The following is a 25177-nucleotide window of genomic DNA, read 5'->3' on the forward strand; positions in this document are numbered from 1 at the left end:
GGAATAAACATGACCATTACAAAACTACAAGCACCTTTCCGTGCGGACCAAGTAGGAAGCTTATTACGTCCAAATAATTTACATGAGGCAAGAAGGAATTTTAAAGAAGGAAAAATTTCTGCAGAAGATCTTCGTGCAGTGGAAAACAAAGAAATTGCAAGAGTAGTGGATAAACAAATTGAACTGGGCTTTGAGTTTGTGTCTGACGGTGAATTTCGTCGCACCTGGTTCCACTTAGATTTCATGGAGCATTTTAATGGAATTGAAGGTTTTGTACCAGACCAAGGGTACATTTTTAAGGGGGAAGAAACAGAGCGCTATAACGTTCGCAACATCGGTAAAGTCTCTTTTAACCCAAACCATCCTTTCTTACAGGATTTTAAAGAATTTAAGAAAATCGTTGCAGGGCGTGCTGTTCCTAAACAAACCATTCCTAGTCCTAATCAATTTTTCAACGAAGGTATCCGTATCCCTGACATTTATCCAGATATTGAAGAGTTTGCGAAGGATATCATCAAAGCATATCAAGAAGCAATTCAAGCATTTTACGATGCTGGGGTCCGTTACTTACAATTAGATGACGTATATATTGCAGGGTTGTCAGCCCCAGATATTCCATTCAATGATGGCAAATACGATCGTGATTACTTAATTGATTTAGCTCTTAGAGTGGTAAATGGTTCTTTAGAAAATAAACCAGAAGATTTAATCGTTACCCAGCACCTATGTCGCGGTAATTACAAATCTACTTGGGCATTCCAAGGAAGCTACGAACTCATCGCTCCAACACTGTTGGCAAAAGAGAAGATAGACGGATTCTTCCTTGAGTACGATGACGAACGTTCTGGTGATTTCAAGCCGCTACAATACATTCCTAAAGGTGGCCCACGCGTTGTATTAGGCCTTATCACATCCAAAAATGGTGAGCTAGAAGATAAGGAAACGATAAAAGCAAGAATTGAGGAAGCTTCTAAATTCGTTCCGTTAGAACAACTTTGCATAAGCCCACAATGTGGCTTTGCATCGACACACCACGGTAATAAGCTTACAGAGGAAGAACAGTGGAATAAATTGAAGCTAGTTGTTGATTTGGCTAATGAGGTTTGGGGTAAATAGACATATAGTTCTAATTAATTTCAATTACTAGTAATTCCCCCTGATATATAAAAGCGAGGATCCAGTTTTGGATCCTCGCTCATTTATTTCACTACCGCTTCAAACCTATCCCTCAAATACCCCGCTACTTCCTCCATTGCCTCTTTCGCTGCAGGCACGAACCCAATAAAATTCGCAAATCCGTGGATAAGATCTTCGTAATTTTTAAATGTTACCTCTACACCTTGCGCCTCTAATTCATCTGCGTAAGCTTTTCCTTCATCACGCAACGGATCATATTGCGCTGTCAAAATAGTAGCAGGCGGAAGGCCACTTAAATCCGGATAAAATATCGGTGAAGCGTGTGGATGCTGATAATCACTTTCATCATTAAAATAATGTTTACTAAACCAGTTCATCATTTCCATTGTTAAGAAGTATCCTTCTCCATTTTCCAATAAAGATGGATATTCCTCCTTTCGCCCAGTTGCAGGATATAAAAGTAATTGATGAATGACGCTTGGCGTTTGTTTTTCTTTCGCAATAATACAAGCAACTGTTGCTAGATTTCCTCCCGCACTATCTCCCCCAACAGCAATCCGATTTGGATCGATCTTAAATTCTTCTGCATGAGCTGAAACATATACTAAGGAATCATAAGCATCCTCGACTGCTGCAGGGAATTTATTCTCTGGAGCAAGACGATAATCTACCGAAACAACTACACAATTTGCCCGATTAGCAAGCAATCTACAGATTGGGTCATGGCTATCCAGGTCACCAATAACCCAACCACCACCGTGATAATATACTAAACCAGGATATGTAGCTTGCTCCTCCCCCGCTGGTGTGTACACACGTACAGGGATGTCCCTTCCTTCAAGGTTTAATACACGATTTTCCACCTGTCTCACTTCTTCAGGTGCCTCTTGTGGAAACTCCATCATCTCTTTACTTTTTTCACGATAAACTTGGGCTGGGATCATCTCCATTGGTACTTTTGGTAACTCTGCCAATTTGTCCAAGAAAAATTGGATACCAGGGTTTACTGTCATTGTCCTCTCCTCCTTATAAATGATTAAGTAAGCGCTTCCAAATTATGTTATAAAATTATTTCTCCATAATATGCTTCTTTTCCTGCTATTTTCTACCATTTTATGCATGAGGTCACTATAACAGTCCATTAGAAAAATTTGGCTTGTCGCCAAGTCCTTATGGCGAAAGCCTTCACTTTTCTTATACTTTAATCCTTTAACAAAGTTGAACTTTCTTAAAGTAAAATAAAAGCAGACCCATCAGTTGGATCTGCTAACATACTTTTCATACTTTAACTATTAACCTTCACAATCTGCTTCCCAATGTTTTCTCCTTTAAACAAGCCTAAAAATGCCTGCGGAACATTTTCAAATCCTTCTACAATGGTCTCTTCATATTTCAATTTGCCTTCAGACAACCATTTTGCAAGATCGACGGACGCTTCTTTAAAAAATTTCGAATAGTCGCTTACGATAAAACCTTTCATTAACGCTCTACTTTTGATTAATTTCGGTTGAATGCGTTGACCCATATCTTGGTCTGGGCTCGTAATATTATAAGCAGAAATTGCACCACATATAGGAACTCGAGCAAAGTCGTTTAATAGATTCATCACTTTATCGGAAACAGGACCACCAACATTATCAAAATAAACATCGACTCCATTCGGACAAGCCTGCTTCAATGCTTTATATAAACTATCTTCTGTTTTATAGTTAACCGCTTCATCAAAACCAAGATCCTTTAATACTTCTATTTTTCGATCAGAACCAGCGATGCCAACGACACGAGCGCCCCTAATTTTTGCAATTTGCCCTACAACCATTCCAACCGCACCAGCTGCACCAGAAACGACAACCGTTTCCCCTTCCTGTGGCTTCCCGATATCTAGTAAGCCAAAATACGCAGTAAGACCAGTCAATCCAAGAACACCTAAATACGCAGAGAGTGGAGCAATCGCTTCATCAACCTTTCGAACGAGACGCGCATCTACGGTGTTATATAACTGCCAGCCTAGCATTCCCGTTATCTTATCCCCAACAGAAAAGCGATCTGATTTTGATTCCACAACCTCACCAACAATCCCACCAGAAATGACATTATTCACTTCAAAAGGCTCCACATAGGACTTTAGATTGCTCATTCGCCCCCGCATATAAGGATCGACGGACAAATACATTGTTTTTACTACTACCTGGCCCTCGCCTGGTGCGTCAACAGGAATATCCCTATATTCAAACGTATCTTCTGTCGGCATACCTTGTGGACGTTCTTTAAGTAGAATTTGTCTATTTTGTAGGTCTTGTACCATTTTCCCACTCTCCTTTTCTGAAATCTTTTCAATATATTCTATTACTCTCTTATTTATTAATTCTATTTTTTATAGTTTGTTCCTTTTAATTTTCTGCATTATCAATTTCCTATTTATTGAATCCCAACTCTAAAACAACATACAAGGCCCTTGATATTTCTTCCATTTTCTGCATAACATTATATAGAATACAATTGGGGGTTGGTGATAGCGCATGAAAAAATGGAAGCTTATAATGGGCATCATGCTAGTTCTAGTAGGTGTTGGGTTAGTTGGTTATCCTTACTATTTTCATTGGGAACAAGAAAAGGAAATGGAAGAACTTCATTTCGCTATTCATGCCATTTCTAGTGGGGAAGAATTAAATGACGCAGAAATTTCTCTATCGATAAAAAAGCAAATAGAAAATGGTGTTATGCGATTAAAAATTCCTTCTATTGACCTAAATCAACCTGTCTTACCGGAAACGAGCGAAGAGTCACTAAACCTTGCCTTGACCCAAATTAAAGCCAATCAAACCCCAGGGGAAGGCAACTTTACGATAGCAGGCCACCGAAGCACTAAAGAGGGCAGGCACTTTAATAGATTACCCAAGGTTAAAGAAGGAGAAACAGTTATTTTGATTGAGGGTAGTAAAGAATATCATTACACGATTAACAACGTAATAACTGTCAAACCAGAAAGAGTCGACGTTTTAAAGGATGTGGAAGGGCAGGATTTAATAACACTTGTTACATGTACCATTACTGGAGCAGATCGAATTATTGTGCAAGGGAAATTAGAGGACATAAAGGAAAGCAAATCAATAAATACAAAACTTTAAAAAAAGAAAATCTTCTTTTGTATTTTTTTGTCACTCCTTGTCTTTATCTGAATTAATCTACTAAAAAGTATACGAAAGTATAATTGATAACAATAATCTCTCCCTCTACGATTACATGTGTAGTAGTGACAGCTACTAACATTTTAAGAAAGGGAGAGAAATATGAAAATCAAAAAATTATTAGTCATTACCATCGTACTAATTTTAGGATTCTTTTTAATCCCCCAAGAATCCAATGCAAATTCAACATCGCCACCAGACCCAACAGATACTCCAATAGTCGATGAGGAACTTAAGAAAGCCATAAATGCTACTTTAACAAAACCTAGTACATACAATCCTACTGTAGCGGACCTACAATCCTCTTCATTTACTAAACTAGAAGCTTCCTATACCAACATACAAAATTTAGAAGGGTTGCAGTATGCTACGAACTTAAAAATACTGCGTTTATACGGAAATGAGATAAGTGATATTAGTCAACTTTCTAGTCTGACAAAACTAACTTTTATAAATCTAAGCCGTAATAATATTGTAGATGTAACTCCTATTAGCACGTTACCTGACTTAGAATCTTTAACCTTATCTAATAATGACATAACTACTGCTGAGCCTTTAAAAGATTTACCAAATTTAAGAACTCTTTATCTTGCAGGGTGTATGAATCTAAATTACTCTACCGTTAGCAGTTTGACTCAAGTACAGTCATTATACTTAAGTCAAAACAATATTAGCGATTTGTCATTTTTAAGTAATTTAACTAACTTAACAAGTTTAGCTTTAAACTCTAATGATATTAGTGATTTAACCCCACTTAATAGCTTGATCAATTTAAAAAGTTTAACAGTAGGATGGAATTCACTTTCTGACTTGTCCCATGCTGCAGATTTAATTGATCAATTAACAAATTTTTCAGCTAAAAACCAAACAATTGAACTTCCAGCTATTGATCTACATGTAGCAGAGGACACGCTTCAAATGGAGAATCAAATAACAGATGTCGATGGAAATATTATTTCAGCAACGATAACCCCTAACCAATCAGGTGTGTATAATCACCCTATTATCTCTTGGGCTGGATTAAATAGCCAAGACAGTGATGACATAATTAGGTCATATGAATTTGATTACACATTTAACAATGGGGAATTTGATCATAATGGAACTGTAGTTCAACCAATTAACTGGGTAGAGGAAAGTGTACCTGTTATCAATGCAGACAATAAAACTATTGTTGTTTGGGACTATTTTGATCCTAAAGATGATGTAACTGCTTCAGATAAAGAAGACGGGGAATTAACTGACCAAATTCAAGTTGTCAAAAATGAAGTAGATGTTTCTAAACCAGGGGAATATGAAGTAACTTATAGCGTACTTGATAGCGATGATAATCAGACTGAGAAAACTATCACAATTACTGTTATTGGTAATGAAGCACCAGTTATCCACGCTTCTGACCTAACTTTACTAGTTGGAGACGATTTTGATCCTTTCGCTGGTGTAACAGCGTCTGATAAAGAAGATGGGGATCTAACGGATCGAGTTCAAATTGACAAAAATGAAGTAGACACTTCCACTCCAGGTGACTATGAAGTAACCTACACTGTTTTTGATTCTAAAGAAAAATTAACAACAAAAACAATTACAGTTACAGTTGTCGAAAATACGCCACCTCATATTGAAGCATCTGATCAAACGATCACAGTTGGAGATAGTTTTGATCCTCTTGCCGATGTGAAAGCGACAGATACGGAAGATGGAGATCTAACTAACAAGATAAATGTTGCAAAAAATGAAGTGAATACGGATAAACCTGGAGTATATGAAGTAACATACCAAGTAACGGACAGTAATGGATTAATGACGGCAAAAACAATTACAGTAACCGTTAAAGCACTCCCAGCTGAAGAACCTAAAGATGAACCTAAAGAAGATAAGGATCCTGAAGAACCTGAAGAACCTGAAGAAGATGAGGACACTTTGCCCCAAACCGGAGAAGAAGCACTATATTTATTCACAATTGCTGGTCTTGCTTTGATAGGTATAGGAATCTTTTTCATCCGTCGCAGATTTAACTAAATACAAATGATAACTAAACAAGCCACTAGTATAATAGCTAGTGGCTATTCATGTAAAAAGCACCCCAAAGAATAATGGGAACTAATAAAAATTTCACAACTTTAAAACTCCCCACCAGCACGATGTCCATTATTAAAAAAGGATAATCCCAGATCATAAAAAACATCCACAACCTTTTTATTATCAAACCTTCTCATTAGATCTCTCTCTAATTCCTTTTGAGAATCCCTGAAATCCTGTCCCATTTTTTCTACAGTTTGCTGTGGGGCATTCCTTTTTTCCATATTTCCAATCATCCAACCTAAGCTAAATATATCTAAACAATGTTTATTAATATACGTTTGTATAAACGATTGATCACTCATGATTCCTTGAATTTGCGAAGAAGATAATCGAGCGTAGCTTCCTAATGCCTCCATCAAAGCTTCCTCTGCTTGTCTCAATATACTATTGAAATCATAAGTCATTTGTCGGTTTATTTGTTCCATTATGTCATTATTCATGTCCTATTCACCTATCCTACTAGTTAGTCAATTACTTGCGATAATTCTTCGCCAATTTTAAACGCAGAATTAAATACCCCTTGAAATACTTCGGTGCTTTTTCTTGAATAGTTCATTCCACTTGTTTCATTTTGTAACTCTAGCATTAACGAGTCATAAGCTCTTGCTAGATTCGGTTCACAAACATGTAGCTTCCCTATTTTTTCGGAATAACCGGTAATAAATCCAATTACATATGCGTTTAAAGCGTAATAGACTGCGAATCTTTCTATGAAGGTGGACCACATAATGGCATCTAGCTCCACTTTTGATAAGTTAGCATGTGCAACCAAACCTTCTGGTAGAGAGTTACACAAAGCTTCCGCAATACGTTCTTTGTGATAGTAATTCATTAAGATTCTTTCGTGTATTTCTAGCTTGTGGTTTGGGATAATCATTCTTGCCGCTTCAATCACTTCATTCTTTGTATAGACTGTCTTTTTATTCGGTATGCCAAACAACTTGGTCATGAATCCCATAATAAACTTCCTTTTATTTGTGACTTGATTTATATTCCTTAAAACACTATAATTCCTAGACTCTTTATTTTCTATGAGTCTAGGATTTATTTTATAGACTACAAACCATACTTCTTCTCTTTTCTCCTAACTGCCATGTACTCCACAGCCCCTGAACCGAATAAGACACCACCTACGATTAATACAAGGCCAATACCATGATAAAAAGTTATCACTTCATTTAGGAATATAGCTGCCCCAACTAACGCAAAAAATGTATTCAAATTCATAAAGATGGCAGACTCAGCCGGACCAACCTGTTTAATAGCAAAGTTATATACCATGTGGCCAAATGCAGTACATAATAAGGCACTAAAAATAAAAATAGAGCCAAGCTTCCAGTTAAATAAGACGGCAATTTGCGAAACTTCTGCCCCATATACGAGACCAATCAGAAAGATAAAAATAGAACCTAAGACAAGCATATACCCCGTGAGTAGTCTTGGGTCAAAATTAGGGTTGAGTTTGCTAATCATAATAAAGGAAAAGGCTTGTGTTACTATTCCGAATAAGATCAATAAGTCACCAATAGAAATAGACGCAATAGAACCCGATCCTGCTAACGTTGTAACAGCAACTCCGACAAAACCTAAAATAAATCCAAAAACCTTTAAAAAGGTTAGTTCTTTGCCTAGGAAAATGACAGAGAGCATCATCACCATTAATGGGCTCATCCCCAAAATTAATCCCGCATTTACACCAGACGTATTTTTAAGTCCCAATGCAATAAAAATGTGATGTGCAGTTACATTAAAGATACAAATGTAAAAAATAATTAATATTTCTCTTTTGGTAGGTAAACGAAAAATTTTCATGAAATACGCAATAACTAACACGGCAATTCCAGCGGTAAATACACGAATTCCTTGTAATAATAACGGATCTACATTCACAACCAAAACCTTCATAGCGGAGACATTTAATCCCCAAAACAACATGACTAACAATAAGACAAAATAAATGTTTTTCAAAATAATTCACCAAGTTTCTTGTAGTTAAAAATTTCTGTTAAGTATTAATTTTACACCATGCCCACTATGCTTTCTACAATTTAGAATTTACTTATTATTACCTTTTTGAATACCTGATCGCGATGGTATAGATTCGCATTATTCTGTAAAAGCAACTTTATTTCATGTATTCTATTACTATTAAATGCACTTATTGATGTACATAACAATTAGATAAGGGAGCACAAAATATATGCAGAACGAAGGAAATTTTACAGGATTGAACGGAACCAATCTTTTTTATCAATTATTAAAACCAGTAGGCAATCCAAAAGCTGTAGCACTAGTAGTTCACGGACATGGGGACCATAGTGGTGGCCTACAAAACATGTATAAAAGCTTATTACAGAATCAATATATTGTATACGCATTTGATTTGCGGGGACACGGACAGAGCTCGGGTGTAAGGGGGTTTATAAGTAATTGGAAGGAGTATCGAGAAGATCTACATACTTTTAGAGAGCTAGTTACTTCTGAAAATCCTGATTTGCCACTATTTATTATCGGTCATAGCCTTGGTGGATTAATTGGCATTGATTATGCTTTACATTATGGAAAAGGTCTAGCAGGATTGGTTACGATTGCACCCGCAATTTCCTATGAGGTAAAGACGTTAGAGAAAATTTTAATTACAATCTTTAGTAGGATTAAACCTGACTATACTTTAGTGAAAAAATCTAGGCCACATTTATTAACTCAGGATCAAGAAGTGATTACAAAAATAAATGCAGATAAACTACGTCATAATACCGTTACTCCAGGTTTAGGGCGTGCATTAATGAAAATATTACCCGAATTGATGAGCAAAGCCTCTTCTATTTCATTACCTTTTTTACTGCAATACGGACTTGAAGATAAGGTAACTCCACCAACTAAGCTTCACGAATTTTTCCGTTTAGTAGGGTCGGGGGACAAACAAGAGTTAGCATATGAAAAATTACGTCATCGTCCTTTTGATGATATAGGTAGAGAAGCATTTTTAGCAGATTTAAATAATTGGTTGGATCAACTTAATTAGGAATGAATCTTCCCTTTAGTACTATATCGTTCAGTCTCAAAAGGGCTTGATTATGTTGATTCAAGCAATATTATTGTTCATTAGCACTTAAAAAACTGGCGAGCAAAGAAGAATTGAAGGCTCGCTCATCGGGTTAATTGGCGGTTTAAGGCGAATCATTACAGGTTCATTCAGATAATTAAAAGGCTCAGGCAACTTAAGTGAAGGTTCACGGCGAATCATTAAGTCTTTGCACAAATAATTAAAAAGTTTGAGAATATAAAGAAGCTCCGTTCAGCTAACGGAGCTTCTTCGTCCATTTAAAGTAAAATCGCGCATGTGAAACATTCTGTGAAACAAGATTTTCCGGGTGGTGACAGGCACCTTAATCTAGCAATATGTATATATAAATATCACCTAATTGGTCTAAGGATATAGGTACTTGAAGTGCTTTTTCATATCCTGATAGATTAGTTTTTCCATCCATAATAGTAGGAGCTGTAATATCAGTATTGATACCCTTTCCTGCGATATTCGTGGAAAGTCCTCCTGCGACCATATTTCCAAGTTCACCGCTAAAAGACGTCAACATGACACCATCCAATGTCATTCCAAACATAGTTTCTCCTATAGATCCAAAGATAGAAGTGTCACCAGACAATATGAGCTTTCCCCTAACATCACCTGTGAACCCAATTAATACCCCATATGTAATTTGTAAGGACTTCCCTAATAATTCGGGTTTGTTTATGTTTGCCACTACTGGTACGACATTTTTAAAAGAAGATATAGTTCCGTTAAGCAAGTGTGTAACTGCTTCATTTCTCGTTATTGTCATGGCTAACACCTTCTTTCTGCTAATTAGAAAACCTTTTCTTAATGCCAATTTGATGCAAAGCCAACTTTATAAATGAAAAAGGCTATTCTAAAAAATAGAATAGCCAATAGTAAATACACCTATAATTGGTAGCATGGCAAACATAGCTGATTAACAACCTTAGTCCCAACGCTTTGCGGCCTACCTTTTCAGGTAGTGTGCCTTTATCAATATGATTTGCTCTTTTAACATCTTATTACAATTATCGACAAAATGTAACTATTCTTTAGATTAGTTATCAACTAATTTTATACCAATTGTTACCTTAATTGCTATATAAAAATGAACTTTTAAAGGAAATTGATGTATTGTTCTAATTGTGGAAACAAACAACCTAGTAATCTTTTGATATTTTTTTCTTCCTGTGGAACTCATTTAATGAGCGCTGTCGCACAAACACAGATGACCAAGTTGTGGACATGTTTGGAATTACTAAATTCTTTGTACCAAAGATATTTTTAGATAGTTAATATTTTTCGACAAGTGACAGGCACCTCCCCAAACAGACCTACCTCAAAAAAAATATGATACCGACCTAATTCGGCATCATATAACAAAATGGTCTATTTATATACTTTCCTAAAGGAAGGTCATTAACATAAAGTGTGAAACAAGAAAATTCGGGTGGTGACAGGCACCACCATTACACTGCTGCCAGAAAGTCTCGGACTAATTCTAAGTATTTTTCGTTTTCTTCAATATGTGGAGAATGCCCACTATTTTCAAACTTCACGTAGCGGTTATTTGGTATACCAGCCGCTAATTCTTCAGAGCATTCAACAGGTGTTACCCAGTCATGAATACCTACTGTCACTAACGCTGGGCATTGAATTTCTTTTAGCCTATCTGTGATATCATAGCTTTGCTTATTAACACTGAATGCATAGTTATGGGTCTCATAACGGAAATAAATGTTATTCAATTGCTTCTCCGCAACTTCTTCATCAAACTCCACCGTATATAATGGAAGAATTGCTTTAATCATATCCCGAAATTCTTCATTCGAACGAACTTTCCCTCCAAATAAACGGTCCAGCATTTCCTCATTAATTCCCGGCAACTTGCTATCTAATGCTTTCTGTTTAGACAAGTCACTATTTTTATTATTCGGCGCGGTGTCACGAAGCATGATGGACTTCACACGCTCTGGAAAACGCAAAACATATTCCAACGTTAAAAATCCACCATAGCTTCCACCCAGTACATGTATTTGTTCTACACCCAAGTGCTCACGCAACGCATCAATATCACTTGTCCACTGTTCATGTGTATAAGGCGGTACTTCCTCGGAGCGCCCAGATCCACGATTATCAAGGAAAACTAATCGATACTTATCCCCTAATGCAGCAAAGGTTTTCGTGTCCCCCCTACTGTCGCTCATCCCAGGTCCACCGTGAATGAAAAAAATCGTCTCCCCATCATCCTTACCATGAACCTCGTAGTAAATTTTGCATCCATTTAATGTCGCGTACATGAAGTAGCCTCCTTCGAGTTAATTAACGTCAACTGATACAAATTCTTCTGTAATTTTCCCGTTTAAAAAGTCGCGTAGAAGCTGCTTATATACATCTCCTTGCTCACGAACTAAAGAATGACCATAGTTTTCAAATAAAACAAAAGTAGCACCTGGAATTCTGTCCGCAATCTGCTTGGAATAATTTGGTGGGATAATCCAGTCATGCTTTCCAGCTGTAACCATTGCCGGAACAGTCACCTCTTGTAAACGCTCCTTTAAATCAAAGCTTGTTAAATTCGAATGAAACGCCTCATTATGAGTTGCATAATGAAAATAAATGCTATCTAACTTCGCTTTCTGTGCCTCCACATCTTGCTTCATCGTATATAAAGGCAAAATGTCTCCATACAATTTTTTGAAATCGTCATTTGACTCTACTTTTCCGTCAAATAAACGAATTAAGCTATCTTTATCAATTTCTGTTTTATCACTCTGTAGCGCATTGTCTATTGCTTTAAAGTGATGGTCATTATCCGGAGCCGTTACATTCAGCAAAATAGCTTTCGTATTTTCCGGATAAGCAAGAACATACTCTTGCACAATAAACCCACCATAAGAAGCACCATGTAATATAATTTTGTCCAAACCTAGATGTTCTCTAAGTGCATCAATGTCATCTACCCATTGCTTATGTGTATATGGCGGTACATCCGCAGAACGGCCAGAACCACGCATATCAATAAAAACTAGCTGATATTCATCCTGTAAATCTGAAAAAGTCAACACATCCCCACGGCAATCCCCTAACCCTGGTCCACCATGGATAAAAAAGATCGCGTCTTTCCCTGCTGCTTCACCGATAACTTCATAATATATGTCACATCCGTTTATTGCTGCTTGCATTGAAAAACCTCCTCCATTTACTTTTTCTGATATTTTGGATCAAGTAAATCTCGTAAACCGTCACCTAAAAAGTTGTACGCTAGCACGACTAATGTAATCGCAACTCCTGGTAATATCCCTAAAATTGGGGATGTCCAAATATATTGCTGTGCACCTTGTAACATATTCCCCCACGTTGCTGTTGGAGGCTGGATACCTAAGCCAAGATAACTAATCGCACTTTCACTTAAAATCGCCCATGCAATACCTAAAGTACTAGATACAATAATAGAAGGAATAATCTGTGGAACGACGTGCTTTCGTAGCGTGCGCATCGACTTTGATCCCATCGAAATCGACGCTTCTACAAACTCACTTTCCTTCCATTTCAGTGTTTCTCCATACACAACCCTTGCGATTTCCATCCAAGAAGTGAAGGCGATAACAAGGATAACCATCATCGGACTTTTTCCTAATACCGTTAGGGCTACTAGTGCAAGGAAGAAGTTCGGAATGGACATCATTGCTTCTGTAAAACGCATTAAAATTGTATCAATCCAACCACCAAAATATCCTGCTGCTGCTCCGATAATTCCCCCAATTAGTACCGTAAAAAACATCGAGCAAAAACCTACTAGTAGGGTAATTTGGCCACCTGCAAGCATTCTACTTAATACATCTCTACCTACATCATCTGTGCCCATGGGGTGTTCCAATGACCACCCCGCAAGCGCATTGATTGGATCAACTTTTTCCGGACTCACGTTCCAGATAAGAGGTCCAAGAAATACAACAATATGAATAACAACTAAAAACAGAAACGCAGCGAAGGCCATTCTATTTTTAGCAAGTCGACGAAAGAATCCGTTTGATCGAGCTTTAGGACTTGCGGGTATTTCTTGTTTTGCTTCTGCTACTTGGTTCATGAAAACACCTCCATTACCCTATATTTTTCACTCGAGGATCAACTTTTGAATAAATAATATCTACTATAAAATTACTTAAAACGACTAGAATCGTTACCACAACCGTTACACCCATTACAAGATTATAGTCACGGGCTTGGGCTGCCTCTACAATTAAACGTCCCATACCAGGCCATCCAAATACAGACTCTACAATTACTGTCCCACTTAACATTCTCGGAATCAGTACACCAATGATAGAGATAACTGGAATTAACGCATTACGTAATGCATGGGAATAAACAACCGTTCTTTCCTTTAATCCTTTCGCACGAGCTGTTCGCACATAATTTTGCGATACAACTTCGAGCATAGAGGACCTCGTAAATCGAACAATTGTCGGCAAAGTAGCCGTAGATAGAATCAGAACTGGCATAATATACATTTTGATCGTATCCCAAATGCTATCCCCTGTAACAAGAGAAGACGGAAGCCATTGTAGGTTAACCGAAAATAGCAAAATAAACATAATGGCTAACCAGAAAGAAGGAACCGATAAACCTATTACACTACCAAAATTAATCAGGTGATCCTTCCATGTGTTTCGATTCTTAGCGGAAATAATCCCCAACACAATTCCGATAATAACCGAGAAGAAAACAGTCCAAATTGCTAGGTTAAATGTATGTGGAAACCGCTCCACAATACGATCTAGAACTGGTTGACCACTTGATAAGGAAAGACCTAAATCCCCCTGAAAAGCATTAATTAACCAGCTTCCATAGCGCACAATAACCGGATCATTTAAACCGAGTTGTTCCGCGATAGCTTCTCTTTCGGCTTCTGTTGCATCCATTCTCATCATGGAGGAAGGGCCACCAGGAGCTAAATTCATTAAGAAGAAGGTAATAATGGTGACGATTAGAACTAATACAATACTTTGACCAAAACGTCTAATTACAAATTGCAACATGTAGAATCCTCCTCTCCATTACCATAAAAAATTCGAAAAAGAAGGGAGGGACTTTACCCTAACGGACGGTCCCTCCGAAATTTAAACCTTACTTAACCCACCATTCGTTGATATAGTGCAATGTGCCTCCGAAGTGTAAGTCTGGTACATTTTGCAATCTATCACTACGCACACTTAATGCTTGAGGGTACCACAGATACAAGTATGGTAGATTTTCTGCCATATGAACTTGCACTTGGTCATAAATTTCTTTACGCTCAGCTGGGTCTCCTACAGATTGACCTTGTTCAAGCAATGCATCTAGCTCTTCATTTTGATAGCCAGGAATGTTGTTACCAGTTCCCGCGTTGGAAGAGTGATATTGTGCAAGAACATCTGGATCTGTTGGGTAAGCCCACCAGTTCAAGATCATATCAAAGTCACGTTCAATAATGTTCTTTTGAATCATTGCATTCCATTCAAGCGTATTAAGTTTTACATCAAAGCCTACTTCGATTAAATACTGTTGAACCAATACTGCCATTTGCTCTAAGTCACCTTGAAGAGCGATATCAAACTCGAATGAGAAATCTTTTCCGTCTTTGTCTAAGATGCCATCACCGTTTGTATCTTCCCATCCAGCTTCTTTCAACAACGCTTTTGCTTTGTCAACATTGTATTCATATGTTGGTAAATCTTCTTTAAAATATCCCTCTTGGTCAGGTGTTATAGCTGAATTCGCAATTGTTCCATATCCACTCAAGACAGAATCAATGATTGCTTGACGATCGATTGCATGAAGCATTGCTTGTCTTACTTTTACATCTTGGAAAAGAGGATTTGTAAGATCTGTCGCAATCCAGAAATATCTAGTTGTATCAGATGTTACAATTTCAAGATTATCCGCACTCTCTAAACGCTTTAATGAAGAAGTATCTTCTAAAGCAAATGCATCTAATTCGTTACTCAATACTTGTGCAATTTGCGTATTTACATCAGGTAAAATTTTAAATGTTACCGTTTCTATGTTAGCTGCTCCATTATGATAATCATCAAAACGCTTAAGTGTTAAGCTTTGTCCAGAAGTATACGTATCAAATTGGAATGCTCCTGTACCAACAGGTGCTTCTTTGTTAAATTCTGTATACTCCCAAGGATTTTCTACCCCTTCAAACTTATGTGCTGGTAATATTTCAGAATTGAAAGCTAAGTATGCTGGCAAAGAGGCAAACGGACGATCTAAGTGAAACTCTACTGTATGTGGATCAACCACAACAACTTCTTTAACCGCTTTATAGTTAGAAGCTCCATTTGAACCTAAAGATGCATTTAGTACTAAATCATTAAAAGTGAAGGCAACATCGTCAGCTGTAAATTCAACACCATCATGCCACTTTACGCCTTCTTTTAAGTTAAATGTCCAAACTAGTCCATCCTCTGATGGAGTCCAATCTTCTGCTAGACTTGGTGCTGGCAAGTTGTCTAGTCCAGGCTTCGTTAAACCTTGAAAAAGTACACGGTTAACGATATTGGATTCTGCATATGCGTTTGGATGCCAAGGGTTGAATATTGGATCCCCAACGATTGGAATATTTACATTTCCACCTTGTTTTGGTTCAGTAGATTCACTAGAATCTTCTGAATCTGTGTTTTGATCTGTATCATTGCTTGCACTATCATCGGAACAAGCTACTAAGACAGTTAATAGAAAAGCCATCATTATAAATAGATATTTTTTCATTTGTTACAACCTCATCCCATTTTTATTTTGTTTTAACTAGGGCCTCAGTTGATATACACTTCACTTTCCGCTGGAGTTTTCGTGTAATATCAACTGCTAAGTGCGTTAAACTTTTTTAATCTGCACTAAACTAAAACCCAAGACCTTCAGTAAAAAAATTATTTAACCCAAGTTTCTTTCAATACACGCATAATATTTCCACCCATTACTTTTCGGATGTCTTCGCGGCTATAACCATGTTTCACTAACCAACGAACAACGTTTAAGTATGCTTCGGATGGGTTTTCTACACCTTTTACGTATGGCACTTCATCGAAGGATACGCCTGCGTGAGATGAGCCGATTGATAAAGCTTCTACGAATGCATGGTGTAAGCCGACGTGGTCACCGAATAGTGTATCTAAACCGAATGCTACGTGGTCGATTCCTACTAAGTTCGCTGTGTATTCAAAATGCTCCATTACGGACTCGATGGAATGGTCTTTATGTTGTTCTGTTAATGTTGTATGTGGTGCAGCTTCAATTCCAATTACCCCACCTTTTTCAGCACATGCAATTAAGCAATCGTCTGGCTTTAAGCGGCTAATATTCCAAAGAGCACGAGCTCCAACGTGTGTCATGAAAATAGGTTTAGAGCTAGCTTCGATAACATCTCTTGTTGTTTGATCACCACAGTGAGAAACATCAATTGTCATTCCAAGCTTGTTCATTCTTTCTACTACTTTGTGACCAAAAACAGTTAATCCACTGTCATTTTTCTCTCTTAAACCAGAACCAAGGGAGTTTGCTTCTGAGTAAGCAATACCCATTACACGAACACCTAGACCATATAGTACATCTACACGATCGATTTCATTTTCAATTTGCGTTGCAGATTCTAGGGAAGTAACAAATGCAATTTTGTTTTCTCGCTTCGCACGGTAAATATCTTCAATTGATTCCGCTTTAATGACCATATCTTGATGAGCAAAGTCACTATAACGAATCCCTAAGTCATGAATAACATCGTTCCATTTCCAACCAGCATTAGATGTAATAAATGCTGTGCCATCCATATAGTTTTCAAATATAACATCTAGTCCTGAAACACTTAAACCTTCATAGCCTGTCCAGTCTCTACCTTGACGTCTAAATTCCATGATCTCATCAACATTTTCAGGTGTCACAAAAGTATGTTCGTGCAAAGAAATAATCAAATCTTCCTGCAAAATTTGCTGAACCTGCTCTTCTTCTTCTTCACTTACCGGATAAACAAACGGCTCTACACGGCCGATTTCTTTTGCTAACTTATAATCTTTATAGTCCTTATTTGCTTCTAAATATTGAAACGATTTATAACCGTCATAGTCTTTTACTTTAGGCTTTACCATATATAAAAACTCCTTTATTGATTGAATTTTTTGTAAATTATGCTAGAATTTAAAAAGAAAGTAAGCGCTACACAAGTGGATAATGGCACGCAACAGAGCGTTCCTCGGAAATAGGAACTAGCTTTGGTGCCTCGGTTTTACAGCGGTCCGTTGCCAAAGGACAGCGCGTGTGAAACCTACAACCACTTGGTGGATTAGATGGAGACGGGATTTCTCCTTTTAAAATTACTTTCTCTCTTTTTGCTCTTGGATTTGGGGTTGGGTTTGTTGATATTAGTGCCGATGTATAAGGGTGTGCCGGCCGCTTATACAACTCTTCAACTTCCCCCACCTCAACCAAGTGTCCTAAATACATTACCCCGACACGATCAGATATGTGTCTTACCACATTCAAACCATGTGCGATAAATAAGTAGGTTAGTCCTAAATCTCTTTGCAAATCTTTCATTAAGTTTATAACCTGTGCCTGAACCGAAACATCCAACGCGGAGACCGCTTCATCTGCCAAAATGAATTTTGGATTTAACGCAATTGCCCTTGCGATTCCGATTCTTTGCCTTTGGCCACCTGAGAATTCATGTGGATAACGATTTCTCCTCGAAGGATCTAGTCCTACTAGCTCCATCAATTCAATTACTCGTTTCTCCAATTCCTTACCTGATGCTATTTTATTAATCCGAAATGGTTCTCCAATTAATTCTGTAACTTTCATTCTTGGATTTAACGAACCAAATGGATCCTGATAGATGACCTGCATATTGTGCCGAATTTTACGCATTTCCTCTTTTTTGAGTGATGTTATATCTTGTCCTTCAAAAAAGATGGAGCCATCCGTTGGTTCTTGCAATCTCAGTAGTGCTCGTCCTAGTGTAGACTTCCCTGATCCAGACTCACCTACGAGTGAAAATGTTTCCCCCTCATAAATCTTTAAGGAAATATCATCTACTGCTTTTACGAAGCTTTTTTGCCTATTAAACATCCCTCCTTTTACCGGGAAGTACTTTTTAAGGTTTTTTGCTTCTATTAAAATATTTGATTTCTCTAGTGGATGTTGATCCTGATGAACTGTTTCTTCCTTTGTCGTCACTGTCTCGCCTCCTTCCAGCATTTGAGAAAGTTATAATTTCACTTTCTCTTTTAAAACCTCCTTGAAGTTCCAGCAAGCAACTTCCCTATCATTCTCTTGGAGTAATGGTGGTTCACTCTGTAAGCATTTATCTGTTGCAAATTCACATCGAGGATGGAATCTACATCCTTGTGGCAAATCATTTAAACTTGGAATCGTACCTTTGATTGAATATAAACGATCTTTTTTATCAGTATCTGAAGGAATCGACTGAAGCAATCCTTTCGTATATGGATGCGTTGGTTCATCGAAAATTTGGTAGACTGTGCCTTGTTCTACAATTTTCCCCGCATACATAACCACGATTTTATCGGCTACCTCTGCTGCAACTCCCATGTCATGGGTGATAAGGATAATGGACATGTTGATTTTTTCTTTCAATTCGTTTAGTAGATTTAAAATTTGGGTTTCAATCGTAACATCCAATGCTGTAGTTGGCTCATCCGCAATTAACAATTTCGGATTACCAGCTAAAGCAATGGCAATCATTACCCTTTGTCTCATCCCACCAGATAGCTCATGTGGATACTGCTTCATTCGGACAGGGACGTCATTCAATCCAACTAACCTTAATAACTCACAAGCTCGATCCCAAGCCTCTTTTTTCGAAACATCTTGATGCTGCTGAATCCCTTCGATTAGCTGCCGGCCAATGGTAAATACCGGGTTCAAAGCAGTCATCGGTTCCTGGAATATGATGGAAATATCATTACCCCTTATTTTTCTCATTTCTTCTTGTGATTTTGTTACCAAGTCCTCGTTTTCAAAAAGTACTTCTCCACCAGCTATAGAACCATTTTCATATTCCAATAACCTCATCACGGATAGACTAGTAACACTTTTTCCACTACCAGACTCACCAACTATACAAACAGTTTCACCTGGTTTTACGTTGAAAGAAACATCATCTATAGCCCGAATCTTTCCCGCGTCTGATTGGAATTCCACACTTAAATTTTTAACCTGCAGTAGCTCCTTCATTGTCCTCACCCCCTTTAAATAAAAATTTGTATAGCATGTTAAAACACTACAGGAGTTATAACCCCTAATAAGTGTGTTTCCTCTTCAGAAATATTTTCCCCAAAGTGCTCAAGGTGAGAAGGAAAATGAATCGAATCACCTTCATAAATCTCATACTCTTTGTTATCAATCGTGAATTTTACTGCTCCTTTTATAACGTAATAAAACTCTTCCCCAGAAAATTTAAACGAATCCTTCTTCTTCTGACTTGGTTCAAGGATTAAAATATAAGGAGCCAAAACTCTTTTATCAAAGTTCCCCCCTAAATTTGCATAAAGGGTATCTAATCCATTCACTTGGAATACTTGTTGTTCATCTTTACGAGTCACATACGTATACCCATTTCGATCTTCAAAAAACTCAGAAATGTTTACCTCAAATGCATCAGCTATTTTTTTCAAGGAACTTATAGCTAGATTTGATGCACCTCTTTCCACCTGCGAAATGAATCCAACAGATAACCCTGTTACATCACTTAAATCTTGTAATGTCATGTTCTTCTGTTTACGCATTATCTTTATTCGCTCATAAACTTCTTTCAGAAAAACACCTACTTTCCCCTTTAGCGAATGGTACTACTTTGAATAAAAGTTACATATTAAAGTATATTTATTCAGTCAAAATGAAAAATAAAAAACCTCCATTCAGCATTTGGTATATTTTACTAATAGTATAAAATTATGCTGCTACTAAAAATATGAAATTTTCTAATATTATAGCACACGGTTTTTTATTGTCTACACAATTCAGATAATTTTTACAAATTAATTTTCTAGTAGCTGCTTCTTAAAAATGACTGATTTTAACGGGGGCTTGGATGAAAGTGTTTACAATTTTTTAAAAAAATCGTGCGTATTTTTTATCAATCTTTCATTTAACCTTACTATGTGAATCACCTATTTTGACACTATGATGTTTTACTTTTCCCTCGTTGCTTAGAGAAAGTTCTAGACGGGAGAAAATCAAAATTAGTGAAATTTACAAAGCCATTTTATTTGTAAGCGCAACCATTTATTTTTACTGTTGACACGTTGAAAATTCTCTAATACAATAACATTAATCTTTTAAAGCGACTGTGCTTTAATTAATTAAATAGTAAAATTATCTCTTATCAAGAGAGGCAGAGGGACTGGCCCGATGAAGCCCGGCAACCGTTCTTACAACTGTAAGAAAAGGTGCTAATTCCAGCAAAACAAATTTATTTGTTTTGAAAGATGAGAGAGGTCGAATGATTATGTTTATTTAACCTCTCCATTGTTATGGAGAGGTTTTTTAGTTTTCAAAGATTGGAAGGGGTGTTTTTGCCAGAGAAAATACAGAATGGTCAATGAACTACATACATCATGTAGGCAAAGTTAAGGTATTTATTGTTAAAAATAATATTTTATAGAAAAAAATTAAAACATCTAAGGAGAGAAGAAAAATGAAAAAATTAGGTATTCTTTTAGCAAGTATTCTTTTATTAGCAGTGATTACAGCTTGTGGTGCTGATGAGGAAACACAAGCATTAAGCGAAGACAAATTAAAAATTGGTGTTACAGCCGGACCGCATGAAGAAATTATGGAAAAAGTGAAAGAGATTGCTGCTAAAGATGGTTTGGAAATTGAAATTGAAGTAATTAGTGACTATGTTACACCGAACACAGCTTTAGCTGAGGGAGATCTTGATGTTAACAGCTACCAACATAAGCCTTTCTTGGACCAAATGAACGAAGACCGTGATTTAAATCTAGTAGAGGTTGCTACAACGGTTAACTTCCCAATGGGTATTTATTCTGAAGATATTTCCGATGTGAGTGAATTAAAAGAAGGCGATAAAGTAGGTCTTCCGAACGACCCTACAAATGGTGCACGTGCACTTATCTTGTTTGAGCAAGCAGGACTCATTACGTTAAAGGAAGGAGCTGGAGTGACAGCTTCGGTAAAAGACATTGAAGATAATAAACTTGGTCTAGAGTTTATCGAACTAGAAGCAGCACAAATTCCACGTCAGCTTGGAGAACTTACAGCTGCTGCGATTAACACGAACTACGCAATGGAAGCTGGATATGTTCCAACAGAAGATTCTATTTTTATCGAACCTAAAGATTCACCATGGGTTAACCTCATTGCTGTTCGCGCTGAAAACAAAGATGATGCTGTTTTAGATAAACTAATCAAAGCTTATCATTCAGATGAAGTAAAGGAATTCGTTGAAAACAATTTCGAGGGATCTGTCGTGACATCTTGGTAATAAAAAATAGAATGTGAGTCGCTACTTGCGGCTCTTTTCTTCTATTTTTAGCAGAAAGGAGATTTTGCCATGATAAAAATTAGTAATCTATCTAAAACGTTTCAAGCGAAAAAAGGAACTATTGAAGCGTTAAGGGATGTTTCTCTCGAGGTGAAAAAGGGAGAAATTTTTGGCGTTATTGGTTATAGTGGTGCCGGGAAAAGTACATTAATTCGTAGTGTGAATTTATTGGAAAAACCGACTTCAGGTACAGTTAGTATAGATGGAACGGATATTACCTCGCTTTCTAAGGGGGAATTATTGAAGGCTAGAAGAAAAATTGGGATGATCTTTCAGGGGTTTAATTTGCTGAAAACGGCAACGGTTTATGATAACATTGCCATCCCATTGAAACTTACCGGAGTACCAAAAGAAGAAATTGATGAACGAGTTAATCGTTATTTGAACATAGTCGGTCTGGCAGATAAAGTGGATGCTTACCCAGCACAATTATCAGGTGGGCAAAAACAGCGTGTGGCAATCGCAAGAGCACTTGCTCATGAGCCAGAAGTATTGCTGAGTGATGAAGCAACAAGTGCATTAGACCCTGATACGACGGATGCCATTCTTGACTTACTTTTAAAAATTAATCAGGAATTAGGCATTACGATATTGTTAATCACACATGAGATGCATGTTATTCAACGCATTTGTGATGGAGTTGCTGTAATGGAAAATGGGGAAATTGTTGAACAAGGAACTACCCTTGACGTATTCACTTCACCAAAACACCTTACAACACAAAAATTCGTTAATAGCATCTTTAATCACCAGCTTTCAAATGATCTGATTGATACATTGAGAAATACGGGTGAAATCATTTCGCTGAAATTCATTGACCATTCATCCCAGGAGCCAGCACTTGCTGTTGTAGCGAAAAAATTCGATGTTTATCCAAATATTTTGTCCGGAAATATTACGCAACTGAAGAGTCAGCCTTTCGGTAGCTTGCTTGTCCACTTTAAAGGGGAAGAAAATGAAGTACAAAAAGCCATTCATTATTTACAAAATCAAGGAATTCAAACAGATGAGGTGATAAAGCATGGAAATAATAAACGGATTTCTTGATGAATGGGGAGAGTATATATGGGAAGCCATTATCCAAACCTTTCAAATGGTATCCATTTCCTTAATTATCTCTATTGTGATTGGATTGCCACTAGGTGTCCTACTCGTATTAACGAGACCAGGTAAAAGTTTAGAAAACAAATATCTTTTTGGCTTTTTAAATGTCGTCATTAATATTATCCGCTCTATCCCTTTTATCATTTTACTATTTTTCATTCTACCATTTACGAAGCTAATTGTAGGAACAACAATCGGCGTTCTAGGGGTAATCGTACCACTTGTCGTATTTACCGCTCCATATATTGCACGTCTAATGGAAAACTCCTTACTTGAAGTGGACCGTGGTGTATTAGAGGCATACGAAGCAATGGGCATTAAAACGAAGGATATTATTTGGAATGTTATGGTTAGAGAAGCGAGACCTTCCATCGTCCTAGGCCTAACCATTGCAACAATCGGATTGATCGGTGCAACAGCGATGGCTGGTTTAGTCGGTGCAGGTGGGCTTGGTGACCTTGCATACCGCTTCGGACACTTACGCTATGAACCTACTGTTATGTACGTAACTGTCGGTATTTTGATTATACTCGTCCAAGGTCTTCAATCAATCGGAAACGTGGTAGCAGCTAGACTGAAGAAGGATTAGAGGTGAATTCATGCCAAACAACAATAAACCAATCTATCATTATAGTGATTTAGAAAAGCATGCCAAAGGTACGTTATCCCACGAGGTATTCACGTATATACAGAGTGGGTCTGGAAACGAAGAAACGTTAAAGGACAATGAGCAAGCTTTTAAAAAATGGAAAATCAAGCCGCAATTTTTGAATGACGTCTCGGAACGGAATTTATCCATTTCCCTTTTAGATGAAACGTATAAAACACCCTTCCTTTTGGCACCAGTTGGTCATTTAGGTGCAGCCCATCCAGATGGGGAGCTTGCGGTTGCAAGAGCCGCAAAAGAAAAGCAGGTACCATACATTGTCAGTACAGTCTCTACTTTTTCACTAGAAGAGATTGCGGATGAACTTGGTGATACGCCGAGATGGTTTCAATTATATTGGAGTAGCGATCAAGAATTAACAGCAAGTCTTGTGAAACGAGCAGAAAAAGCTGGCTATTCCGCAATAGTCGTTACCATTGACACACCGATTTTAGGCTATCGGGAAGCTGACTTAACCAATCAATACTTTCCTTTACGTGCAGGATACGGCTCCGCCAACTACTTTGCAGACCCCGTATTCCGGTCACGACTAAAAGAATCACCCGAAGTAAATAAGGCTAGTGCAATCGAGGAATTGTTAAAAATAGTCTTCCATCCGAAGCTCTCTTGGAAAGACTTAGCTTTTATTCGCAAACATACAAAGCTACCAATTATCCTTAAAGGAGTATTACATCCAAACGACGCAATACAAGCAGTCGATTACGGAGCTGATGGAATTATCGTATCCAACCACGGAGGAAGACAGCTCGATGGAGTCCTCTCCTCTTTAGATGCACTTCCTAATATCGTACAGGAGGTCAGCGGTAAAATTCCCGTGCTGTTTGACAGCGGCATTCGTCGTGGTCCAGATGTGATAAAAGCTTATGCATTAGGGGCAGATGCTGTTTTATTAGGTCGGCCATATGTGTATGGCCTTGCAATCAATGGCCAAGCTGGAGTTGAGGAAGTACTTGAACATTTTTTGAATGATGTCGATGTTTCACTAGCAACAGCAGGAAAATCTAGAATATCTGAATTGGATTCTTCATTAGTTGTTAAGGTTTAGATATTGTTAAAGCTAGATTGTATGAGAAGCAATCTAGCTTTTTTATATGAAACAGCTATCTTTCACCTATCAGTCGGAAGGTCCTATAGCATAAAAACTGATCAAAATAAGAATAATCCGCTTCAACCTTCCATTATCGATGATGAGTTGATAATAAATTCCATTATGTCTTTTAATAATTCCACGAAAACCTTCAATTAATTCAACCGAACCTTTAATTCCCTACACATACCGATTAAGTCCTTATAATTGTGTAAAAAAGAAGAGTCATTTTATTCCTTTTTGTCAACAATGTTTTCAACCACGAAAAACAATGAAAAGAGGAATT

General features: G+C 37.4%; 23 protein-coding genes and 2 riboswitches. Of the genes, 8 read left to right on the top strand and 15 right to left on the bottom strand.

Annotation, left to right across the window (positions count from 1 at the left end; genetic code table 11):
- Nucleotides 1–9: 9 nt before the first annotated feature.
- A complete protein-coding gene (locus HNQ94_RS10720; RefSeq protein WP_174495924.1) occupies nucleotides 10–1116 on the top strand; it encodes a 5-methyltetrahydropteroyltriglutamate--homocysteine S-methyltransferase in 1107 nt (368 codons plus the stop codon).
- Between the two features lie 83 nt (nucleotides 1117–1199).
- On the opposite strand, the gene lipP1 is transcribed toward HNQ94_RS10720, so the two are convergent.
- Nucleotides 1200–2150, bottom strand: coding sequence for a LipP1 family hormone-sensitive lipase (gene lipP1 / locus HNQ94_RS10725; protein WP_174495923.1), 951 nt, complete (start codon nucleotides 2148–2150; stop codon nucleotides 1200–1202).
- A 272-nt stretch (nucleotides 2151–2422) separates the two neighbouring features.
- On the bottom strand, nucleotides 2423–3442 hold the full coding sequence (locus tag HNQ94_RS10730; protein ID WP_174495922.1) for an NADP-dependent oxidoreductase: 1020 nt from the start codon (nucleotides 3440–3442) through the stop codon (nucleotides 2423–2425).
- A 214-nt stretch (nucleotides 3443–3656) separates the two neighbouring features.
- Between HNQ94_RS10730 and HNQ94_RS10735 the strand changes: the two genes are divergently transcribed.
- Complete coding sequence (locus HNQ94_RS10735; protein ID WP_174495921.1) at nucleotides 3657–4265, top strand: class D sortase; 609 nt, start codon at nucleotides 3657–3659, stop codon at nucleotides 4263–4265.
- A 162-nt stretch (nucleotides 4266–4427) separates the two neighbouring features.
- Nucleotides 4428–6344 carry an immunoglobulin-like domain-containing protein gene (locus HNQ94_RS10740; protein WP_174495920.1) on the top strand — a complete coding sequence of 639 codons (1917 nt, stop codon included), beginning with the start codon at nucleotides 4428–4430 and terminating at the stop codon, nucleotides 6342–6344.
- A gap of 101 nt (nucleotides 6345–6445) precedes the next feature.
- Here the strand turns inward: HNQ94_RS10740 and HNQ94_RS10745 are convergent, their stop codons facing one another.
- The 3 genes from HNQ94_RS10745 to HNQ94_RS10755 all read right to left on the bottom strand — a co-directional run bounded on the left by HNQ94_RS10745 (nucleotide 6446) and on the right by HNQ94_RS10755 (nucleotide 8375).
- Nucleotides 6446–6847, bottom strand: a complete 402-nt coding sequence (locus HNQ94_RS10745) for a hypothetical protein (protein ID WP_174495919.1) — start codon at nucleotides 6845–6847, stop codon at nucleotides 6446–6448.
- Nucleotides 6848–6870: 23 nt separating this feature from the next.
- Nucleotides 6871–7365 (bottom strand): hypothetical protein, encoded by a 495-nt coding sequence (locus HNQ94_RS10750; protein WP_174495918.1) that lies wholly within the window; start codon nucleotides 7363–7365, stop codon nucleotides 6871–6873.
- 98 nt (nucleotides 7366–7463) lie between these two features.
- A complete protein-coding gene (locus HNQ94_RS10755) occupies nucleotides 7464–8375 on the bottom strand; it encodes a DMT family transporter (RefSeq protein WP_174495917.1) in 912 nt (303 codons plus the stop codon).
- A gap of 232 nt (nucleotides 8376–8607) precedes the next feature.
- Here HNQ94_RS10755 and HNQ94_RS10760 point away from each other — a divergent pair, with 232 nt between their 5' ends.
- Nucleotides 8608–9432, top strand: coding sequence for an alpha/beta hydrolase (locus HNQ94_RS10760; protein WP_174495916.1), 825 nt, complete (start codon nucleotides 8608–8610; stop codon nucleotides 9430–9432).
- A 364-nt stretch (nucleotides 9433–9796) separates the two neighbouring features.
- On the opposite strand, the gene HNQ94_RS10765 is transcribed toward HNQ94_RS10760, so the two are convergent.
- The 10 genes from HNQ94_RS10765 to HNQ94_RS10805 all read right to left on the bottom strand — a co-directional run bounded on the left by HNQ94_RS10765 (nucleotide 9797) and on the right by HNQ94_RS10805 (nucleotide 20252).
- Entirely contained in the window at nucleotides 9797–10249 is a 453-nt protein-coding gene (locus HNQ94_RS10765) for a chemotaxis protein CheX (protein WP_174495915.1), read from the bottom strand.
- A gap of 124 nt (nucleotides 10250–10373) precedes the next feature.
- Nucleotides 10374–10461: riboswitch (cyclic di-GMP riboswitch) on the bottom strand.
- A gap of 470 nt (nucleotides 10462–10931) precedes the next feature.
- The gene (locus HNQ94_RS10770; protein ID WP_174495914.1) at nucleotides 10932–11762 is read right to left on the bottom strand and encodes an alpha/beta fold hydrolase; all 831 of its coding nucleotides are present in this window, start codon (nucleotides 11760–11762) and stop codon (nucleotides 10932–10934) included.
- Between the two features lie 18 nt (nucleotides 11763–11780).
- Nucleotides 11781–12647 (bottom strand): alpha/beta fold hydrolase, encoded by an 867-nt coding sequence (locus HNQ94_RS10775; protein ID WP_174495913.1) that lies wholly within the window; start codon nucleotides 12645–12647, stop codon nucleotides 11781–11783.
- 17 nt (nucleotides 12648–12664) lie between these two features.
- Nucleotides 12665–13552 carry an ABC transporter permease gene (locus tag HNQ94_RS10780; RefSeq protein WP_174495912.1) on the bottom strand — a complete coding sequence of 296 codons (888 nt, stop codon included), beginning with the start codon at nucleotides 13550–13552 and terminating at the stop codon, nucleotides 12665–12667.
- Between the two features lie 13 nt (nucleotides 13553–13565).
- Nucleotides 13566–14504, bottom strand: coding sequence for an ABC transporter permease (locus tag HNQ94_RS10785; protein WP_174495911.1), 939 nt, complete (start codon nucleotides 14502–14504; stop codon nucleotides 13566–13568).
- Nucleotides 14505–14592: 88 nt separating this feature from the next.
- The gene (locus tag HNQ94_RS10790; RefSeq protein WP_174495910.1) at nucleotides 14593–16224 is read right to left on the bottom strand and encodes an ABC transporter substrate-binding protein; all 1632 of its coding nucleotides are present in this window, start codon (nucleotides 16222–16224) and stop codon (nucleotides 14593–14595) included.
- Nucleotides 16225–16382: 158 nt separating this feature from the next.
- Entirely contained in the window at nucleotides 16383–17594 is a 1212-nt protein-coding gene (locus tag HNQ94_RS10795; protein WP_174495909.1) for a dipeptidase, read from the bottom strand.
- A 67-nt stretch (nucleotides 17595–17661) separates the two neighbouring features.
- Entirely contained in the window at nucleotides 17662–18681 is a 1020-nt protein-coding gene (locus HNQ94_RS19640) for an ABC transporter ATP-binding protein (RefSeq protein WP_246199971.1), read from the bottom strand.
- A 30-nt stretch (nucleotides 18682–18711) separates the two neighbouring features.
- Complete coding sequence (locus tag HNQ94_RS19645; protein ID WP_174495907.1) at nucleotides 18712–19701, bottom strand: ABC transporter ATP-binding protein; 990 nt, start codon at nucleotides 19699–19701, stop codon at nucleotides 18712–18714.
- A 38-nt stretch (nucleotides 19702–19739) separates the two neighbouring features.
- Nucleotides 19740–20252: a helix-turn-helix domain-containing protein gene (locus HNQ94_RS10805; RefSeq protein ID WP_246199970.1), complete on the bottom strand. Its 513-nt coding sequence runs from the start codon at nucleotides 20250–20252 to the stop codon at nucleotides 19740–19742.
- Nucleotides 20253–20845: 593 nt separating this feature from the next.
- A riboswitch (SAM riboswitch) is annotated at nucleotides 20846–20961 on the top strand.
- 202 nt (nucleotides 20962–21163) lie between these two features.
- Here HNQ94_RS10805 and HNQ94_RS10810 point away from each other — a divergent pair.
- The 4 genes from HNQ94_RS10810 to HNQ94_RS10825 all read left to right on the top strand — a co-directional run bounded on the left by HNQ94_RS10810 (nucleotide 21164) and on the right by HNQ94_RS10825 (nucleotide 24849).
- Nucleotides 21164–21973, top strand: a complete 810-nt coding sequence (locus HNQ94_RS10810) for a MetQ/NlpA family ABC transporter substrate-binding protein (protein ID WP_174495906.1) — start codon at nucleotides 21164–21166, stop codon at nucleotides 21971–21973.
- A 69-nt stretch (nucleotides 21974–22042) separates the two neighbouring features.
- Complete coding sequence (locus tag HNQ94_RS10815) at nucleotides 22043–23080, top strand: methionine ABC transporter ATP-binding protein (RefSeq protein WP_174495905.1); 1038 nt, start codon at nucleotides 22043–22045, stop codon at nucleotides 23078–23080.
- On the top strand, nucleotides 23055–23726 hold the full coding sequence (locus HNQ94_RS10820) for a methionine ABC transporter permease (protein ID WP_174495904.1): 672 nt from the start codon (nucleotides 23055–23057) through the stop codon (nucleotides 23724–23726). The genes HNQ94_RS10815 and HNQ94_RS10820 overlap by 26 nt, the downstream gene beginning before the upstream one ends.
- Nucleotides 23727–23736: 10 nt before the next feature.
- Entirely contained in the window at nucleotides 23737–24849 is a 1113-nt protein-coding gene (locus tag HNQ94_RS10825; RefSeq protein WP_174495903.1) for an alpha-hydroxy-acid oxidizing protein, read from the top strand.
- Nucleotides 24850–25177: the final 328 nt, after the last annotated feature.

It is taken from the genome of Salirhabdus euzebyi, from assembly GCF_014207435.1.
In the GTDB taxonomy this organism is placed as follows: domain Bacteria; phylum Bacillota; class Bacilli; order Bacillales; family Alkalibacillaceae; genus Salirhabdus; species Salirhabdus euzebyi.

Bases quoted from the DNA above. Each gene is read 5' to 3' on its own strand.
- HNQ94_RS10720 (WP_174495924.1), top strand. From the start codon at position 10: ATGACCATTACAAAACTACAAGCACCTTTCCGTGCGGACCAAGTAGGA.
- lipP1 (WP_174495923.1), bottom strand. From the start codon at position 2,150: ATGACAGTAAACCCTGGTATCCAATTTTTCTTGGACAAATTGGCAGAG.
- HNQ94_RS10730 (WP_174495922.1), bottom strand. From the start codon at position 3,442: ATGGTACAAGACCTACAAAATAGACAAATTCTACTTAAAGAACGTCCA.
- HNQ94_RS10735 (WP_174495921.1), top strand. From the start codon at position 3,657: ATGAAAAAATGGAAGCTTATAATGGGCATCATGCTAGTTCTAGTAGGT.
- HNQ94_RS10740 (WP_174495920.1), top strand. From the start codon at position 4,428: ATGAAAATCAAAAAATTATTAGTCATTACCATCGTACTAATTTTAGGA.
- HNQ94_RS10745 (WP_174495919.1), bottom strand. From the start codon at position 6,847: ATGAATAATGACATAATGGAACAAATAAACCGACAAATGACTTATGAT.
- HNQ94_RS10750 (WP_174495918.1), bottom strand. From the start codon at position 7,365: ATGGGATTCATGACCAAGTTGTTTGGCATACCGAATAAAAAGACAGTC.
- HNQ94_RS10760 (WP_174495916.1), top strand. From the start codon at position 8,608: ATGCAGAACGAAGGAAATTTTACAGGATTGAACGGAACCAATCTTTTT.
- HNQ94_RS10765 (WP_174495915.1), bottom strand. From the start codon at position 10,249: ATGACAATAACGAGAAATGAAGCAGTTACACACTTGCTTAACGGAACT.
- HNQ94_RS10770 (WP_174495914.1), bottom strand. From the start codon at position 11,762: ATGTACGCGACATTAAATGGATGCAAAATTTACTACGAGGTTCATGGT.
- HNQ94_RS10775 (WP_174495913.1), bottom strand. From the start codon at position 12,647: ATGCAAGCAGCAATAAACGGATGTGACATATATTATGAAGTTATCGGT.
- HNQ94_RS10780 (WP_174495912.1), bottom strand. From the start codon at position 13,552: ATGAACCAAGTAGCAGAAGCAAAACAAGAAATACCCGCAAGTCCTAAA.
- HNQ94_RS10785 (WP_174495911.1), bottom strand. From the start codon at position 14,504: ATGTTGCAATTTGTAATTAGACGTTTTGGTCAAAGTATTGTATTAGTT.
- HNQ94_RS10790 (WP_174495910.1), bottom strand. From the start codon at position 16,224: ATGAAAAAATATCTATTTATAATGATGGCTTTTCTATTAACTGTCTTA.
- HNQ94_RS10795 (WP_174495909.1), bottom strand. From the start codon at position 17,594: ATGGTAAAGCCTAAAGTAAAAGACTATGACGGTTATAAATCGTTTCAA.
- HNQ94_RS19645 (WP_174495907.1), bottom strand. From the start codon at position 19,701: ATGAAGGAGCTACTGCAGGTTAAAAATTTAAGTGTGGAATTCCAATCA.
- HNQ94_RS10805 (WP_246199970.1), bottom strand. From the start codon at position 20,252: ATGCGTAAACAGAAGAACATGACATTACAAGATTTAAGTGATGTAACA.
- HNQ94_RS10810 (WP_174495906.1), top strand. From the start codon at position 21,164: ATGAAAAAATTAGGTATTCTTTTAGCAAGTATTCTTTTATTAGCAGTG.
- HNQ94_RS10815 (WP_174495905.1), top strand. From the start codon at position 22,043: ATGATAAAAATTAGTAATCTATCTAAAACGTTTCAAGCGAAAAAAGGA.
- HNQ94_RS10820 (WP_174495904.1), top strand. From the start codon at position 23,055: ATGGAAATAATAAACGGATTTCTTGATGAATGGGGAGAGTATATATGG.
- HNQ94_RS10825 (WP_174495903.1), top strand. From the start codon at position 23,737: ATGCCAAACAACAATAAACCAATCTATCATTATAGTGATTTAGAAAAG.